Origin of the sequence: Psychrobacter sp. Cmf 22.2 (assembly GCF_001921745.1) — a bacterium.
In the GTDB taxonomy this organism is placed as follows: Bacteria; Pseudomonadota; Gammaproteobacteria; order Pseudomonadales; family Moraxellaceae; genus Psychrobacter.
Genome location: NZ_MRYA01000010.1, coordinates 1 through 15,558 on the forward strand (window position 1 = coordinate 1; position 15,558 = coordinate 15,558).

The following is a 15,558-nucleotide window of genomic DNA, read 5'->3' on the forward strand; positions in this document are numbered from 1 at the left end:
ATCGGCAGCACTGTCGTTTTTGGTGAATTTACCCACATAGTCAATCTGAAAGGGCAGCACGTTTCTGTCACGAATGGCATCCACGATGGTGTAGCGGTGCAAGCACTCATCAAATAGGTAGGCGGTAGTGAGCTTAAGCCCAGCTTTGTTGTGAGCGTTGTCAATCAATATGGGTGTGCCTGTAAAACCGAACATCTGCGATTGTTGAAAAAAGCGTTTGATGTTTCGGTGCGTTTCACCAAATTGGCTGCGGTGACATTCATCAAAGATAAAGACGACTTTTTTGTCTTGTAAGTAGCGGATTTTTTCTTGATGGCGCTCTGATTTGATAGCGCGGTTGAGCTTTTGAATGGTGGTGACGATCAGCTTGTCGTGGGTCTCGCCGAGCTGCTTGACTAAGTTTTTGGTGTTGGTGGTACTGTCTACGCTGCCGTCTTTAAAGGCGTTGAACTCATTGGCGGTTTGGGTGTCCAAATCATTTCTATCGACAACAAACACCACCTTTTCGACATCGGGTAGCCCCATGATGATTTGACTGGCTTTAAATGAGGTCAGCGTTTTGCCTGATCCTGTGGTATGCCAAATATAACCGTTTTTGTCTGAGGCGGTGGCGCGCTCAATTAAGCGCTTGGTGGCATGGACTTGATAGGGTCTGAGCACCATCATGGTCTTGGAGTACTCATAGAGCACGACAAACTGAGCGATCATCTCGGTTAAATGCGTAGGGGTTAAAAACACCTCAGCAAAATCAACGATTTCATTGATCGGTTTGTTGTCGCTGTCCGCCCAGGGAAAGGTAAAATTAAAGTGCTGAGTGCCTTTGGCATAGTAGCGCGTGTTTGCGCCATTACTGATGACGAACAGCTGAACGAACTCAAATAAGCCATGTCCTGCCTTGTAGGCGGCTTTTGAGTAACGCATGGTCTGATGGAATGCCTCGGCAATCTCGATGCCGCCACGGCGCTTAAGCTCGATTTGCACTAGGGGCAAGCCGTTAACCAAGATGGTGACGTCAAAGCGACTGGTGCGCCCGTTTTGGCTGCTGTGGTCAACCATAATCTGATTGCTCAGCTGCCAAATGTTGTCATCAGCGTTTGGCCAAAAAAACTGAATATGGCGTGAGCTGCCATCATCGAATTTGACGTTGAACTTATCGCGCAGCTTTTTGGCACGCTCAAAGGCGCTGCCACTGCCAAGATGACTGATAACTTGCTTCCACTCATCATCAGATAATGGCTGATCCAGCTGATTGGCGCGGACGATTTGCGTCTTTAGGTTGGCAAGGAGTGCCGCCTCGGTGGTAATGGTAACGCGCTCATAACCCAAATCCTGCATTTGCGTCATTAGGCTGTCTTCGAGTTGGTACTCACTTTGCTCAGTCATGTTATACCTTATACAAACATCTGCTGTAATAAGCCTTTTTTCCACGTTTTGGCGTGGTCGATTTGCTCGGCAACGTTATCAATTTTTTGGTCAATAGCGGTTAGGAAGTTGGCAATTTTAGTTTGTTCTTCGCAGCAAGGATATGACATAACAGCGCTTGCTACGGTTTTCCAATCAGCGCGTGGCATCTTTGAACCAGACTGAATACTCGTAAGCTCTGAAAAACCTTCGCTTTGTATATATTGATATAGGTAATTATTAGATATCTCTATACCTGTAAGAACCCAAATCTCAGTAGAGCAGACACCCTTAAAGTCAGGCTGGGCAAATTTATTTAAATATGGACGTAATTTTCCATACAAAACATTAGATCTTTCAAATACGTTTTTCGTGCTTTTTTGATTTTTACTGTCAGTAGTGCCTAGTATTGTCCCTGTACCTTGCGATAAGTGTTCAAGTTCAATGCAAGGTAGATTATTTTCTACTTTAGGATTAAAGCTTTCTGATTTGTTCGTGAAAACGTTGCCAATCAAACTTTCTTCCCAATCCTCAAAATCACTACCATCGTCGGCTTTAAAGCGCAGTTTTTGGCTAAAAAGCTGCTGCATCATGCCTTTTTTGTACTCGGTAAGCAGTTCATGCTTTTGGGTCAGCTCGTCGATCTTAGTATCGACAGCGGATAGAAATGTGGCGATTTTGGTTTGTTCTTCTTTAGCAGGATAATAGATTTCTAAATTCTGTAGTTCAGAAGTATCTAGCTTACCTGCCCCAATACCTGTTGATGTAACTTTATTTTGGATAATGTTTTCTTGAGATAGCAACCATTGAAAAAAATAATATTCGTTCAAATCTTCTTTAGTAATAATAGATTTAACATCTTGATTGAAGGCTACGTCTTTTAAAGCCATCCCCATCGGTATTTTTTTAAACAGCATGCTCCCACGAACTAGAATAAGTATTGAGTTTTTTGGGGCTAACTTTGACCCTTTTTTGAGTCCTAAATCAGTAATATTAAATTCTGATTCGCATATTTTCCTTGTATGCATAGACGCGCCACTAATAAGTGGTATATCACCCATCCAGTAATCTTTGTTTTTTTTTGAGGGAGTACCACCAGAAGCCCATAGAGTTAAATTAATCAGGTTGTTTTTTTCTAAATACCCATCAAACTCTTTAAACCGCAATTTTGGCGTTGCCATCACATTACATCCTTATCTTGTATCACCAGTAGATTCATCACCAGACGGATGAGCACTTCTTTTTGAGTGGGGTCTGATTCAGCGATCAGCAGTGTGAGCGCTGCAAGCCCCGTATCATTGATGATGGCAGTACCCTCATCATTGAATAAGCGGTTGTTACGATATAAAAAATCAACGAACAAAAATGCTGCACTGCGCTTGTTACCATCAGCAAAAGGATGGTTTTTGACGACAAAATATAACAGATGCGCCGCCTTGGATTCGATACTGGGGTAAACTTCCTCACCAAACGCCGTTTGTTGAATATTACCCAATATGGCAGCCAATCCATCACCGCGAGGCTTAGCAAATAGGTCTGTGGCCTCTTTTTTATCCATCAGGTTTGATTTGAGCTGATTCAGTGCCTGCATGGCACTTGGTGCGTCTAAAACCTCGCCGCCTGGTTGCCCCACAGGCTCATGCAACAAACCCTCATCGTAGCGCTGCAACCATAAAAAAGTTTGGGTGTAGCGGCTGATGATCTCGACCAACCCCAGCGCGCTGTCTTTGCTATGCTGCTCAGATTGAGCCGTTTTTTTGATTAAGGCGATGGCTTGCTCAAGCTCAGCGGTGTTTTGCTGCAAACGCTGTTGATTGATGCTAAAGCCTTGGATGAGATGCTCTTTTAAGATGCGCGTCGCCCATTTGCGAAACATCACGCCTTGCTTGGATTTGATGCGATAACCCACGCTGATAATGACGTCCAAATCATATAAGGTTACGGGTTTGTCAGAAAAAGCAATTTGCACTTTTTGCAAATTGCTTTTTGGATCCACCTCTTCATCACCAATCGCGTTATTGATATGGCGTGAAATCACTGAAACATCACGGCCAAACAGATCACTCATTTGGGCTTGGCTTAGCCATACCGTGTCTTGCTCAACATTCACTTCAAGGCTGACTTGGTTGTCTACTTGATATAGCTGGATTTGACTGTCTACGGTGCTCATGACCCTACCTTAAAGGGCGAATCAATGCCCAGCTCTTCACAAAAGCCATTAATGACAGCGTCCGTTTCTTGGCTCTTTTTTTCTAAATCTTGCAGCGCTTTGGCAACGGCTGCGAGATCCACTTCAGGCTCAGCCTCAAACGTGTCTACATAGCGCGGAATGTTGAGATTATAGTCATTATCATGAATATCCTTTAAAGAGGCGACATGGGCAAATTTATCGACGTTTTCACGGGCTTGATAGGTCTTGATGATGGTATCGATATGCTCAGGTAGTAGCATATTTTGATTTTTTTGTTTATCAAAGCAGTCACTGGCATCGATAAAGAAGACGTCTTTATCATGCTTACGGTTCTTTTTGAAGACTAAAACAGAGGTCGGAATACTGGTGCCATAGAAGATATTGGCAGGCAGTCCAATCACTGCGTCTAAGGCATTGAGGTTTTTGATGATGTATTCACGAATATCGCCCTCGCTGGAACCGCGAAACAGGACGCCATGCGGCAATACCACTGCCATTGTGCCATTATCATCTAAGTGATGTAGCATGTGCTGGACAAAGGCCATGTCGGCTTTGGTCTTGGGCGCAAGTTTGCCATAGTCTGAGAAGCGCTCATCTTGAAGCAACAAGGGATCAGCTGACCACTTCGCAGAGAAAGGCGGATTGGCCACAATGGCATCAAAGCGCATTCCGACGTGCTGCGGACGCTTGAGCGTGTCTTCTTGCTTGATATCAAACTTGGTAAAGTTCACGTCATGCAAAATCATGTTCATGCGTGCTAGGTTATAGGTGGTGCGGTTCATCTCTTGACCGTAGATTCTATCTACGTCATTCGCCTCACGCTTGACGCGCAGCAGCAAAGAACCCGAGCCACACGTAGGGTCATAGACTGAGCTTATGGTGTCCTTGCCGCTGGTTACGATTTTGGCAAGTAACGTGGATACCATCTGCGGCGTGTAAAACTCTCCCGCTTTTTTGCCTGCGCCACTGGCAAACTCACCGATCAGATACTCATAAGCATCACCTAACACATCGCTTTCGGTGTTACTCAGATCAAAATCAATGGCATCTAGGTGGCTTAGTACTTTGACGATCAGCTCATTGCGGTCATCAGGGCTGTTGCCAAGCTTGGTTGAGGTAAGATCTATGTCTTCAAATAGGTTAGCAAAATCTTCTTCTGAGTCTGTGCCTAATGTGCCCTGCTCGATGGCCTTTAGCGTATCAGCCAAATCATCAAGAATGAATGCCTGGTCTTGTTTGCCGCGTTTGGCCAGTTGATGAAACAGCTGATTGGGTGCAAGCGCGTAGCCAATCTCATCAATGGCGTTTTCTTTGACTTCCTCGATATATTCAAGATGCTCAGGATTACTGGTGTCAAAATTTGCAAAGTTATCGAAGCCTTCGCCTTCTTCAGCCAAGATATTATTGGCAAAGCGGATGAATTTATCAGATAAGTATTTATAAAAAATAAACCCTAATATGTAGTCCCGAAACTCATCTGCACCCATCTTACCGCGTAGGTCGTTGGCAATATTCCAAAGCTGCTTTTTTAGCTGTTGAAGCTGTTGTGATTGACTCATGATTATCCTAAATTAACATCGTTAGGTGTATAGGTGTATAGGTGTATAGGTGTATAGGTGTATAGGTGTATATATATACCTACAATAAATTATTAAAAATCAACGCTATGGATGGACATTAACGCTCATTCAGCCGTGACTCAATCATCTCAGTGAGTAGCTTAGTGACGGTTGTGCGATTATCAAGGACGTATTGTTTAAGCTCAAAGTAGGTATCTTCATCAAGATTGAAATTGACTCGTGTGCTCTTTTTAGGCTTATCAGTGACGTCAGACAACTCAAGCGCGTCTTTTTTATCTTTACTTGGGCGGCCAGCTTTCATAACTCTACTTCCTTATCAAAAAACGTTTTAACCTCGTTGACCAGTTGCGTGATCTCAGTCACGGCACTGCTCTTAGCAGATTCTGTCTCAAATACCGTTTTGCCAACTGAAGCGCTATTTGGATAGCTGACCCGCTGCACGATTCTGGCATCAAGAACGGGCAGATTATAATCTTGTAGCACTGCGGCAACTTCTTTGCCGATGTTAGTGTTTTGGATCGCGCGAGAGACCACAAAGGCGGCTTTGAGCTTACCATCGGTCATCTCGATGCGCTGCTGCACCAAATCAACCAAATCACTGGTCGCCCATACATCATAGGGGCTTGGCTGTACGGGTATCAACACAAAGTCAGCGGCTTTTATGGCAGATAGTGCCAAATTGGTCGCTTGCGGTGAGCCATCAATTACGACGAACTCTTTATCAGAAACATTTTTTAAATCCTTATCAAGCGTTGGCCTATCAAGGCCGATAACAGGAACAGGATTGTCTTCATTAACAGCTCTCCAATCGCGAGCACTGCCTTGCTGATCACTATCAACGAGTAGCACACTATGACCCTGAAGTTGTAGCCCACGTGCCAAATGCGTGGCTATCGTGGTCTTGCCGCTGCCGCCTTTTTGGTTCAGTACTGCGATTACTTTCATGGTAAAGGCCTTATGATGATTATATATTCATACACTCAAATGAGTAAGTACTCATATAAGTATATTATCGCAAAGGGCTAGTAAGCACAACTGAAAGTATTGAGCTTATTAGTATTGGACAGGTCTTGCTATTAAACCGATATGACACGTAGTAAAATGCACTGCTTAATAGCACTATGCGTGTCTAGCGAATAATTTGTATGCTAGTAGCACTATATTTGAAATAGGAGACGATCATGATTAAGTGTCATTTATCAACAATAATGGGTGAAAAGCGCCTTAAAATTGCAGATGTTGCAAGAGAAACTTCTATCAACAGAGGCACAATCACGCGTATGTATCATGAAGAAGCCACTCGAGTAGATTTAGAAGTGATTGAAAAGCTATGCCGCTATTTTGAAATTGAGGTAGGCGACCTATATGAGCTTGTTGACAATCCAGAAATATAACTTCTAAAAATACAAAATAATCTACAGTAGGTTATTTTATCTTGCAATGAGTCAAAATGCGTGTATAATTTTACCTGTAGCAGGACATTTAATTAATTAAAAAATCTAATTAACCTACAGGAGGTTATTATGTATACGTCAGCGCAGCAACCAACAACGTCATCTTGGTTTGATCACAATGTGAAGGTTTTAACCAAGCAACTTATTGAAAACTTACAAATACAGCAAGGTTCACAGCTGGCCAAAATATTGGGCGTGAATCCGATTTTCTATAATGATGAGGCGCTTCATGTATGGGTACAGCGCCAGATAGATGAGGGGTTAATCGTTGATGATGAGGCGATTGGTGTGCTTGAGGCGGCGTTTATTGATTTAATGAATGCTAAAGAAGCTGTATAAATACTTGATTAAAAGAACGAGCAAAGTTTAGCTGATCAAACTAGTAGCTAAACTTTACTCATGTTTTTACACATTATTTTAAAACTTGAAATAAATGAAAAGGCTTTGTGCTTTCAGCAAGTTGAAATAGCAATGGAGTTATATCAGCTTTTCTAAGATTAATTTTTTTAGCAATATCGTCTAGGCTCATTCCTTCTGAAGTTAACTCACTAGTTATTGTATTGAGTACTTGGGAAGTCTCTCTATCCATTGGATAAGGCTCTGACTTACGATAATTATATTTTGCTATTTCTGGGCAGAGCACTCTTGTATAAACCCACTCACTTATGAACCCTAGCTTATGCATTCTATATGCCAGTGCTACTAAAGATACGCCGAACACTTTTTTCAGCTCAATAAGATTGTTGATGGTAGGATTTACATGTCTATATTCCATTAATGCAACTTCGGGCATCAAGAACGCAGATGCAAACTCATCTGCACATCTTTCGACTACTTTTGAATCCAAGTCTTCATCAAGTGATTTACTAAAACTTTCAGACATTTTCATACTGTATATGTCTCTAACTAAATGACCTAGTTCGTGACATGCATCAAAACGACTTCTCTCCATAGTTTTTTGGTTATTAAGAAAGATAAAAGGTGTGTCATCATACCAAACGCTAAAAGCATCAATATATTCCGATTTTACAAAAATAGAAAAAATACGTATACCTTTTGACTCTAATAGAGCAATTAAGTTCCCAATAGGTTTATCACCCAGGCCCCAGTCGTAACGGAGCGAATTAGCCGCTTCTTCAGGAGATAGATGAGATAAATCAGGAAGTTCTGATTGAACAAGTTCAAACTCCTCTTCAAACCAATCATTAAGCATAAAGCCAGTAATGCCATAAGTTAAAGCTTCGGCTTTGACTTTCTTAGTCATTCTAGAACGAGATCTAAAACTAACACTATGTTCATCAATGATTGGTAAGTCACTACCTTTAAAAAAATCGATAGGGAAGCTTAGCACCCTTGAAATATCAACTAAATTAGGCTCAGTATTTCCTTTTAGATAATTTGTTAATGTTCTAGGAGTAATATTTAGCTTTTCTGCTAATTCAGCTTTGCTCACAGCTCGCCTATCGATTGCAAACTGTAATCGATTTGGATTAAACATATATTAGCCTTGAATTGATTAAGCTTTTTTCTTACGCTTGACAGGAACTACTCCTACCTCAACTTTTTCTTTCATACGCGGTGTTGTAGGAATGTTGAACTTAACATCAGGGATTTTGATCCGCGTACCCCAGTCATTGATCTTACCTTTTGCAAATGATTTTGGCTGCGAAAGCTCTAATCTCATTAACTCACCAAATCGGTAATGAAGTAAAGTCCAAATGGTCGTTCCTTTATCAGAGTTTAATAGCGGATAAATATCATCTTTAAGGGTATTTCCCTTAATTGATCTATTGCTTACGTTTCCATCTCGTAAACCTACATACTTGTTACCTGCAAAAACACGAATTGCATGCTCCTTACACGGCGATATTACATATGCAACCCCACCTTTACCATCAACTTTAGTCCAACCAAGAGCACATAGTTTTTCTCTAAGAAAACCTGTAATGTGAAATTGCCACATTGCTAACGGAGCATTAGCTGGAAAAGAGCTTCCAACATGTTGAGTTTTTTCATTAGCGGCCAGAATCACCTCGTAAACTAGTTGAGTTGTAAGACTGGGGTGAATGGCAGCAAGAGCGCTAACGACCTCAGAATTTTCATCAATAAATTTGTCTGAAATAGCATCAAACGATGGTTGTAAAGAGAACATGGCATTTCCGATATATTATCATCAATTTGATGTATAATAATCGGAAATGCCATGTAAGTAAATAGCTAAGCGTCAATAAGATAAATAGAGCGAATTAAGTTCAGTTGCGTTGAGTATTTAGCATAGTTATTCTTATAGCCATAAGGATGGCACCCTAGTGAGGATTCGAAGCTTTGGTTGTGGGCTAATGGTAGCAACGTTTCAACTCGCTAAAATAGTCTGAGTGTACTTCGTTGTGTACTTGCCCTATATATTCTATCTGTGATCGGTGCGCTATATAGTAGACATCGAGCTGCTAGTATTTGCCATAATTATCCTTATAGGAACAGTCTGGTACTTATTTAACCTCTGACTGACTAAAAAGTAATTTTCCTATCCACCAAATGGATTCTCCAAAATTACAAATTAATTGTTCGCCTTGCTTAAGGAAAGACTCGTCTTCGTCAATTTTCGCTAATTTTAGAGCATCTCCAATTTTAGAACTAGTAGGATGTGCATCGCCTAGACGCATATCATAAGCACCAGCGATTACACCAAAGATTTGGCGAGCTCTATCGACTCCTACTTTTTGTGCCAAAATATCTTCTAATAGTTTATTTGACCCGAGTGTCTTCTTATTCTTATGTGTTGAGAGTTGGCGTAGATTGCTAACATTGAGACGATCAGAGAATATACGAATTAATTCCTTTGCTAATCTTAGTAATGAGGTTTGGTCTTTGCTTGAGAAGCGTGAAATTTGTTTTTTAAACTCAGGTTCATCTATTTCATGCGAGAACAAATCAGTATTAAACTCATTTCTAAAACCATCCTCTAACAGCTTCATACTTATAAATAAAAGTTCTTCAACAGCATGCGTAGAAGCAGGTTTAGCTTCAACCTGCGACATTAATAACTCAGATGACACCTTCCCCTCTGGAGCAATGTTATGAGCAGCCCAAATATGCTGTTCCCATGGCGCAAGACGGGCAACATCATAAGCATAAACAGTTATTAAATCAGATGAATTAATTCCAAAGTGAATTCTACACCCAGACGTAGAGTGAATACCGCCTGTTTCTGCCGTATACCATTGCAGTGAAAACCCTTGGTAACTAAGAAGTTCGCTAACTACGTTAGAACGGAACCAGAGCCATCTGCCAATATTTTCATTATTCAAAGAATGAGACGTCATTCGCGTTCCATCAGTTTTAACAATGAACTGAGGAAGTGTCTGATCTTTATCTCCCCGAACCCGTACGCTTATATTTTGATGCTCAATCCATTCGTCTCGCCAAAACTCTCCTTCTACTCGAACTCCTTTATAAACACCTTGATGGCTACCTTGCGAGCTTTCTGAGTCAGTATTTTCATCACTTTCTTGCCCCATCACTGGAGCATCTTCGTCTTCATCAATATCAGTTCGCCAGACTCTAAATGCAGCCCAGCTTCCACCGAAAACGTCTTCTAAGTCTCGAATCAAAAGCTCAAATCTTCCACCATCTCTAGACTCTTCTTTATCTGTCAGATCGGCATATACGCTGTCTTTTAAACTTATAACATTAGCTACTCTTTGGCGGTAGTACGAAAGGCGAAGAGATAGATTTCTTGCTGCTAAATAATCAATAAGAAACTCTTGCTTAATTTCAATTAAAGTATGATCACCATTCTCGTTAATAGTTTCACGAGCAACAACAATGAAATTTTCTGCAGGTCTAACCCAGTTATTTCCATCTTTTATTAAACCAAGAGCAATGACTAAATCAGGACTTAGTATCCACTCTCTTATTCCAGTTACAGGCTGATTGTATTCAAAGACAAGATTCACACCTATGGGTTCTTTGTCATTATATTCATATTGTTCGATTGGAGAATAATAGCCGTTTTCATAAGCATATGGTCTAGTGGTATGGCTAATGCCAACTTGATTCCAGTCAAATCCATCAGCTCTTTCCTTTTGTTCTGGTGGGAATGCAACAGATCCGCACCCAAAAAATTCGCTGTCATAGCCAACGTTTTTAACATCACCTTGTTCTTTATTAGACAACTCTCTTAATGGAACCCAAGTTGAGCTGCCAAAAGTTCTACGAGTTTCTTTTACTTGAAGAATCCAATCACTATTTTTCATATCTAGCACTCCGCTATTAAGGCTATTTTGAATTAATTGCATTCATTCTTTTATTAATTTCATCATCAAGCGCATGTCTTTGTTTCGAGCTTAATTGAACCATAGTCATTCTGAAATTAGCGCCACCATCGGTTAATGATTTGAACTCTTTTGCAGAAATTGCTTTGAAGCCAAATTTAAAGTCTTTTAGTTCCTTGGAATATTTAGCATCTGGTTTGCCACCATACTCACTCTTTATCAAATCCCCTGTTACTGTGCCAGACGCGACAAACCCAACGCCACTTTGATAAAGATATACCTTATCCCCTTCTTGCAAGTTGCAAATATACTCTTTCCATCCTGAGTAGAAGGCAGCAGCTTCGTTGTTTTCAAGCATTTTAACGTGCGCAGATTTGTCATTATTGTAGTTGGTATTGAGCATGAAAGGCTTAGTGCTAAGAATGTTACTAGTATCTCTTTGCTTCGCAATTTCAGGGTTTTTTGCTCTTTCTTCTAATATGTTGTTCGTTTCTTCAATTCCAGCTTTAACAAACTCTAATAATAGATAGCTTTTTGATTTGTCTAAAGTAAGCGTCAATTCTTCCAATTGATTGTTCAAATGGTTGGGTAATCTGATAGATAAAGGAGTGACAGTACTTTCATCTGTTTGGTCAAATATCACTTTTTCTAAGGCTTCTCTAATGCTCATGGTAGTCTCCAGTAAATCGAATTAGTAGAGAACTACAGTACATTTACTTCAAAAAGAAGTCAAGGTATAAAACTACATTATGTATTTTTATACCTTGACTTCTTTTTGATTGGGTTAGTTAATAAAGTCTATACCTTAGCGGAACCAGCTATCTCACCCTTCAAACATATTAACAGACTACTTAAAGCAGACTGTTAGCATGGAACCATCTATAACAGACTTTTGAATTATAAGACTGGCTGCTGTGCTTTTTTCCTATCATTAGCCTATACCCAAAACATAAAACCTTTAAATGATAATCTATCTATCATTAGACTTTTTTATATTATTAAATGATAGTAATATCTTGTTATTATCAATGAGCACTAATTATTAAGTCTAAATAATAGAGGTGGGTTATGACTGTTCGTATTTATGTGAGAGCCAGCACTAAGGATCAAGACGCTACCAGAGCATTGGCTGATTTGGTGGCTTTCAGTACAAGTTATGATGATAACCATGTTGAGTACGTCGAGCATTTCAGTGGTACAAAGCTCGATAGACCATTATTAGCCAAGCTGCTAAAGGACGCTGAGCAAGGCGATATTCTACTGGTTGAAAGCGTGGATAGATTAAGCCGATTATCTCAAGATGATTTTGCAATTCTAAAGCAGCGTATCAAAGACAAAGGCTTGCGATTGGTGGTGGCTGATCTACCAACGACGCATACAGTTAATAATGGCATGACAGGTGAGATCCTAACAGTGATTAACCATATGCTGATCGACTTATTAGCAACGATGGCAAAGCTTGATAACGACAAGCGTAGAGAGCGTATCAAGCAGGGATTGGCTAACAGTGGCTATAAGCCCTCCGGTAAGAAGCCTAATACAACGAAACACAATCGTATTAGAGAATTAGACAGTCAAGGCAATATGACAAAAGAGGAAATCGCTAAGGCAGTTGGTGTTGGCGTAGCTACTGTTTACCGGGTGTTAAAGCCAGGCTCATAGCTGAGGTATTTTATTTTATTTTTGTTCATAAACAGCTGATATATAAGGCTTTACACGCGAGGCAAGAAGGCTTTATTTGCAGAAATAGGTACTCTATTACTACGTAGCTGTGTTAAGAACGGTGTATTTTCATCATTCAATTTCGTTCAATTATGCCCACTTAAAACGCCCTTCGATCTTTATCTAAAGACATCACAGCGTCATATAAAAATCGATTTAATGCAATGAGGCTTCATTATAATCATTATATTGCATTCATAATCGCTTTTCTGCAAAATGGCTTATCTATAATCGCTTGAGCCCCTCATGATGAATACCCCTACTTCAGACCCTATTGGCGCAGCATGGCTTATCCGTTATGCCAGCATCGAGCTGGTGTCCCCTTTATATGTCAGCAGTAGTATCGGTGGGCGCAGACAAACCTATAAAGACGGTGACGTCATTCATAACGCTTATCAGGAAACCGCGCGTCCACTGGACACTATCATTGCGCACTTACAGTTTCACATGCGTCATGAAGTACTGAATTTAGAGTTACTGGTTCGTCTATTTGAGCAGGTAGGTGCTGATGACGTACAAGCATGGGTAAACGCTGAGCCGACAGGCAGCTATGCCCGTAGAATGGCTTTCTTGTATGAGTGGCTCATGGGTCAGCAGTTAGCAGTACCGAGTAATTTAGGCGGTAACTATGTGGATGCTCTAGATGCTAAGAAGCAGGTTACTTCAAGCCCTGCGCATGTCATAAAGAATGCTCGTTGGCGTATCAATGACAATCTTGCAGGAACCCGTCATTTCTGTCCTCAATTGGTGAAAACAGAGTTGTTTACGCAAGCCGCTGCACTCGATATTGCCACAATGGTTGACAAGCTGAACGATGAATTTGGGCAAGACTTACTGATGCGTGCCTCCGTATGGATGACATTACGAGAGAGTAAAGCCAGTTTTACTATAGAAGGTGAAGGGAAAGAGTTAAAACGTATTGAACGTTTCGCCGATGTGATGGCACGGCGTACCGGCAAGGGCGATATTCCGCTTGATCCTGAGTCGCTAGCAGAGTTGCAACAAGAGATACTTGGTAGCAAAACGGTCATCCAGCAGTATGGCGTCCGTCAATCTCCAGTTTTTGTGTCGCATACTCAGGTCAATGGCTTTAAAGAGATTGTGCACTATATTGCGCCACCTGCTGATGACATTGCTGAAAAGCTCAAAGGGTTACAGGCATTTATGGAAAAGACCGAGGGACAATCGGCACTGATACGTAGTGCGGTTGCTTCCTTTGCTTTTGTGTATATTCATCCGCTAGCGGATGGCAATGGCCGAGTACATCGCTTCCTAATTAACGATGTACTCAGACGCGACCAGATCATTCATGAGCCGATTATCTTACCTATATCGCAAGCCATCGCTGAGCATCCCTCAGACCGTCATGCCTATGATAAAATTTTAGACCGTGTATCCGTGCCACTTATGGAGCAAATCCGTGATCATTACAGCTTTGATAAACAAGCGATTACTTACCCTGATGGTATTCGCTCAAACTTAAATTTTGAAGACAGTCACCTTATTCAACCGGCATGGCGCTTTATGGACCTGACGCCTCATGTTCAGTACTTATCAGGACTGATTGCGCATGTTATTGAAAAAGAGATGCATAACGAGTCACAGTACCTAAGACAACATGACCATGCACGACTGGCGATAAAAGAGATTATTGAGATGCCCAACAGCTATGCCGATAGAATCATTCGTAGCATGCTGCAGAATAAGGGTGCTAAAAGTAATAAGCTATTGAAAGATTATCCGTTTTTGGCAAATGATGAGGTTTGGGACGATATTTTCTCTGTGGTTGTAGAGACATTTAAAGATGAAGCAAATGGTTTGAATAGTTAGAACAAACTCTGCTATACGCAGGAAAGTCTGCCTTAATAATCAAGCTCAAGCTAGTATTTGTGTCATCGTTACGATAATGATTCGTTTATAAAAGATTCGGCTAAAATACTGTCACCTGAAACGTAATCAATATTTTTCTTACTTAAACAGAATATATTAGAGGAACTTTGATAACAGACAATTTTTATTTGACAAGGTTATTACAGATCCTCAAAATAATTTTGAGTATTTGAGTATTTGAGTATTTATTTAGCTATACAGCTATCAAATGACGCGAGCACTTAGCTGTAGCTTGTATTTCAGAATAACTACGCCCAGATTTCAGAAGGCTAGCGATAATCTTACGCTTCTCGGTATCTTTCCTACGTCCTGAATATTTACTTTCTACCTTAGTACGAGAAATACCTTACATCTGACGGTTACGTCGATCTTCATAGTCCTTTCTAGCAATAGCAGCGAGCATATAAAGCATCATCGAATTGATGGCCTGTAATACGCTGCTCATAAATTCAATGCTGCTATCAGATTGAGGCGTTATATAAGAGGTCGGTAGCTCTTCTGATACTACCGCCAGCTTCTTTTCTAATAGCATTCTTTTGAGAGTATCCCAATCAGCTTGGTTTAAACGTGCTAAGCGGTCAATCTGCTCAACCAAATTATATCGCCTTCATGGGCATCATTTATCAGTTACATTAACTGTGGACGTATTAAAGTTGCGTCTGACTCGTTTTCAACATAGAAGGCGGCAATTTTGTGACCATGATCAGCAGCAAGCTATATGAGCTCACTTTTGGCACGCTTGGCATCTTGATCTTTGATTGGCGCTCTATGCTCTGATAAACATAAACACCTAAAATAGTCTGTTATAAGTAGTTCCATTATTGCAGTCTATTATAAGTAGACTATTAATTGATTAAGAGACCTGTTTTGATAGTGCCCCTGGGGTATACCCTAGGATAATAGGAAATCCATCGCGGATGACAAAACCTGTTTAGCTTTTAAACAATACGGGTTTGTCGATAGTATGTAAGATAAGTTCGAAAAGTGACTAGAGTGTTAGATTATTCATACTGGGTCTGAATTAAAATTTTATTGTGATTAATTTC

Annotated in this window: 14 protein-coding genes and 1 pseudogene; 4 read left to right on the forward strand and 11 right to left on the reverse strand. The window is 40.7% G+C overall.

What is annotated here, in order from left to right:
• The 6 genes from BTV98_RS12815 to parA all read right to left on the reverse strand — a co-directional run.
• Positions 1-1,383 (reverse strand): type I restriction endonuclease subunit R (locus BTV98_RS12815; RefSeq protein WP_143505760.1); only part of this gene is annotated, 1,383 nt, incomplete at its 3' end.
• An 8-nt stretch (positions 1,384-1,391) separates the two neighbouring features.
• Positions 1,392-2,582 (reverse strand): restriction endonuclease subunit S, encoded by a 1,191-nt coding sequence (locus BTV98_RS12820; protein ID WP_075103738.1) that lies wholly within the window; start codon positions 2,580-2,582, stop codon positions 1,392-1,394.
• Complete coding sequence (gene rhuM, locus BTV98_RS12825) at positions 2,582-3,571, reverse strand: Fic family protein (protein WP_025643751.1); 990 nt, start codon at positions 3,569-3,571, stop codon at positions 2,582-2,584. Before rhuM ends, BTV98_RS12820 begins: the two co-directional genes overlap by 1 nt.
• Positions 3,568-5,151, reverse strand: a complete 1,584-nt coding sequence (locus tag BTV98_RS12830) for a type I restriction-modification system subunit M (protein ID WP_075103739.1) — start codon at positions 5,149-5,151, stop codon at positions 3,568-3,570. The genes rhuM and BTV98_RS12830 overlap by 4 nt, the downstream gene beginning before the upstream one ends.
• 118 nt (positions 5,152-5,269) lie before the next feature.
• Positions 5,270-5,473, reverse strand: coding sequence for a hypothetical protein (locus BTV98_RS12835; RefSeq protein ID WP_025643755.1), 204 nt, complete (start codon positions 5,471-5,473; stop codon positions 5,270-5,272).
• Positions 5,470-6,117 (reverse strand): ParA family partition ATPase, encoded by a 648-nt coding sequence (gene parA / locus BTV98_RS12840; protein ID WP_025643757.1) that lies wholly within the window; start codon positions 6,115-6,117, stop codon positions 5,470-5,472. The genes BTV98_RS12835 and parA overlap by 4 nt, the downstream gene beginning before the upstream one ends.
• 236 nt (positions 6,118-6,353) lie before the next feature.
• Between parA and BTV98_RS12845 the strand changes: the two genes are divergently transcribed.
• Together BTV98_RS12845 and BTV98_RS12850 are read left to right on the forward strand one after the other, a co-directional pair.
• Complete coding sequence (locus BTV98_RS12845; protein ID WP_025643759.1) at positions 6,354-6,566, forward strand: helix-turn-helix transcriptional regulator; 213 nt, start codon at positions 6,354-6,356, stop codon at positions 6,564-6,566.
• A gap of 129 nt (positions 6,567-6,695) precedes the next feature.
• Positions 6,696-6,965, forward strand: coding sequence for a hypothetical protein (locus BTV98_RS12850; RefSeq protein ID WP_025643761.1), 270 nt, complete (start codon positions 6,696-6,698; stop codon positions 6,963-6,965).
• A gap of 73 nt (positions 6,966-7,038) precedes the next feature.
• Here the strand turns inward: BTV98_RS12850 and BTV98_RS12855 are convergent, their stop codons facing one another.
• The 4 genes from BTV98_RS12855 to BTV98_RS12870 all read right to left on the reverse strand — a co-directional run bounded on the left by BTV98_RS12855 (position 7,039) and on the right by BTV98_RS12870 (position 11,570).
• Complete coding sequence (locus BTV98_RS12855) at positions 7,039-8,124, reverse strand: ImmA/IrrE family metallo-endopeptidase (RefSeq protein ID WP_025643762.1); 1,086 nt, start codon at positions 8,122-8,124, stop codon at positions 7,039-7,041.
• A gap of 18 nt (positions 8,125-8,142) precedes the next feature.
• The gene (locus BTV98_RS12860) at positions 8,143-8,778 is read right to left on the reverse strand and encodes a hypothetical protein (RefSeq protein ID WP_025643763.1); all 636 of its coding nucleotides are present in this window, start codon (positions 8,776-8,778) and stop codon (positions 8,143-8,145) included.
• 337 nt (positions 8,779-9,115) lie between these two features.
• Complete coding sequence (locus tag BTV98_RS12865; RefSeq protein WP_037058559.1) at positions 9,116-10,882, reverse strand: hypothetical protein; 1,767 nt, start codon at positions 10,880-10,882, stop codon at positions 9,116-9,118.
• A gap of 22 nt (positions 10,883-10,904) precedes the next feature.
• On the reverse strand, positions 10,905-11,570 hold the full coding sequence (locus BTV98_RS12870; RefSeq protein ID WP_025643765.1) for a hypothetical protein: 666 nt from the start codon (positions 11,568-11,570) through the stop codon (positions 10,905-10,907).
• A 398-nt stretch (positions 11,571-11,968) separates the two neighbouring features.
• Between BTV98_RS12870 and BTV98_RS12875 the strand changes: the two genes are divergently transcribed.
• Together BTV98_RS12875 and BTV98_RS12880 are read left to right on the forward strand one after the other, a co-directional pair.
• Entirely contained in the window at positions 11,969-12,562 is a 594-nt protein-coding gene (locus tag BTV98_RS12875) for a recombinase family protein (RefSeq protein WP_011959997.1), read from the forward strand.
• A 306-nt stretch (positions 12,563-12,868) separates the two neighbouring features.
• Entirely contained in the window at positions 12,869-14,452 is a 1,584-nt protein-coding gene (locus BTV98_RS12880) for a Fic family protein (RefSeq protein WP_082787299.1), read from the forward strand.
• Positions 14,453-14,705: 253 nt separating this feature from the next.
• On the opposite strand, the pseudogene BTV98_RS13855 reads toward BTV98_RS12880, so the two are convergent.
• A pseudogene (locus tag BTV98_RS13855) lies at positions 14,706-15,296 on the reverse strand (recombinase family protein).
• Positions 15,297-15,558: the final 262 nt, after the last annotated feature.

Coding starts and splice junctions, on each gene's coding strand:
- BTV98_RS12820 (WP_075103738.1), bottom strand. CDS start 2,582: ATGGCAACGCCAAAATTGCGGTTTAAAGAGTTTGATGGGTATTTAGAA.
- rhuM (WP_025643751.1), bottom strand. CDS start 3,571: ATGAGCACCGTAGACAGTCAAATCCAGCTATATCAAGTAGACAACCAA.
- BTV98_RS12830 (WP_075103739.1), bottom strand. CDS start 5,151: ATGAGTCAATCACAACAGCTTCAACAGCTAAAAAAGCAGCTTTGGAAT.
- BTV98_RS12835 (WP_025643755.1), bottom strand. CDS start 5,473: ATGAAAGCTGGCCGCCCAAGTAAAGATAAAAAAGACGCGCTTGAGTTG.
- parA (WP_025643757.1), bottom strand. CDS start 6,117: ATGAAAGTAATCGCAGTACTGAACCAAAAAGGCGGCAGCGGCAAGACC.
- BTV98_RS12845 (WP_025643759.1), top strand. CDS start 6,354: ATGATTAAGTGTCATTTATCAACAATAATGGGTGAAAAGCGCCTTAAA.
- BTV98_RS12850 (WP_025643761.1), top strand. CDS start 6,696: ATGTATACGTCAGCGCAGCAACCAACAACGTCATCTTGGTTTGATCAC.
- BTV98_RS12855 (WP_025643762.1), bottom strand. CDS start 8,124: ATGTTTAATCCAAATCGATTACAGTTTGCAATCGATAGGCGAGCTGTG.
- BTV98_RS12860 (WP_025643763.1), bottom strand. CDS start 8,778: ATGTTCTCTTTACAACCATCGTTTGATGCTATTTCAGACAAATTTATT.
- BTV98_RS12865 (WP_037058559.1), bottom strand. CDS start 10,882: ATGAAAAATAGTGATTGGATTCTTCAAGTAAAAGAAACTCGTAGAACT.
- BTV98_RS12870 (WP_025643765.1), bottom strand. CDS start 11,570: ATGAGCATTAGAGAAGCCTTAGAAAAAGTGATATTTGACCAAACAGAT.
- BTV98_RS12875 (WP_011959997.1), top strand. CDS start 11,969: ATGACTGTTCGTATTTATGTGAGAGCCAGCACTAAGGATCAAGACGCT.
- BTV98_RS12880 (WP_082787299.1), top strand. CDS start 12,869: ATGATGAATACCCCTACTTCAGACCCTATTGGCGCAGCATGGCTTATC.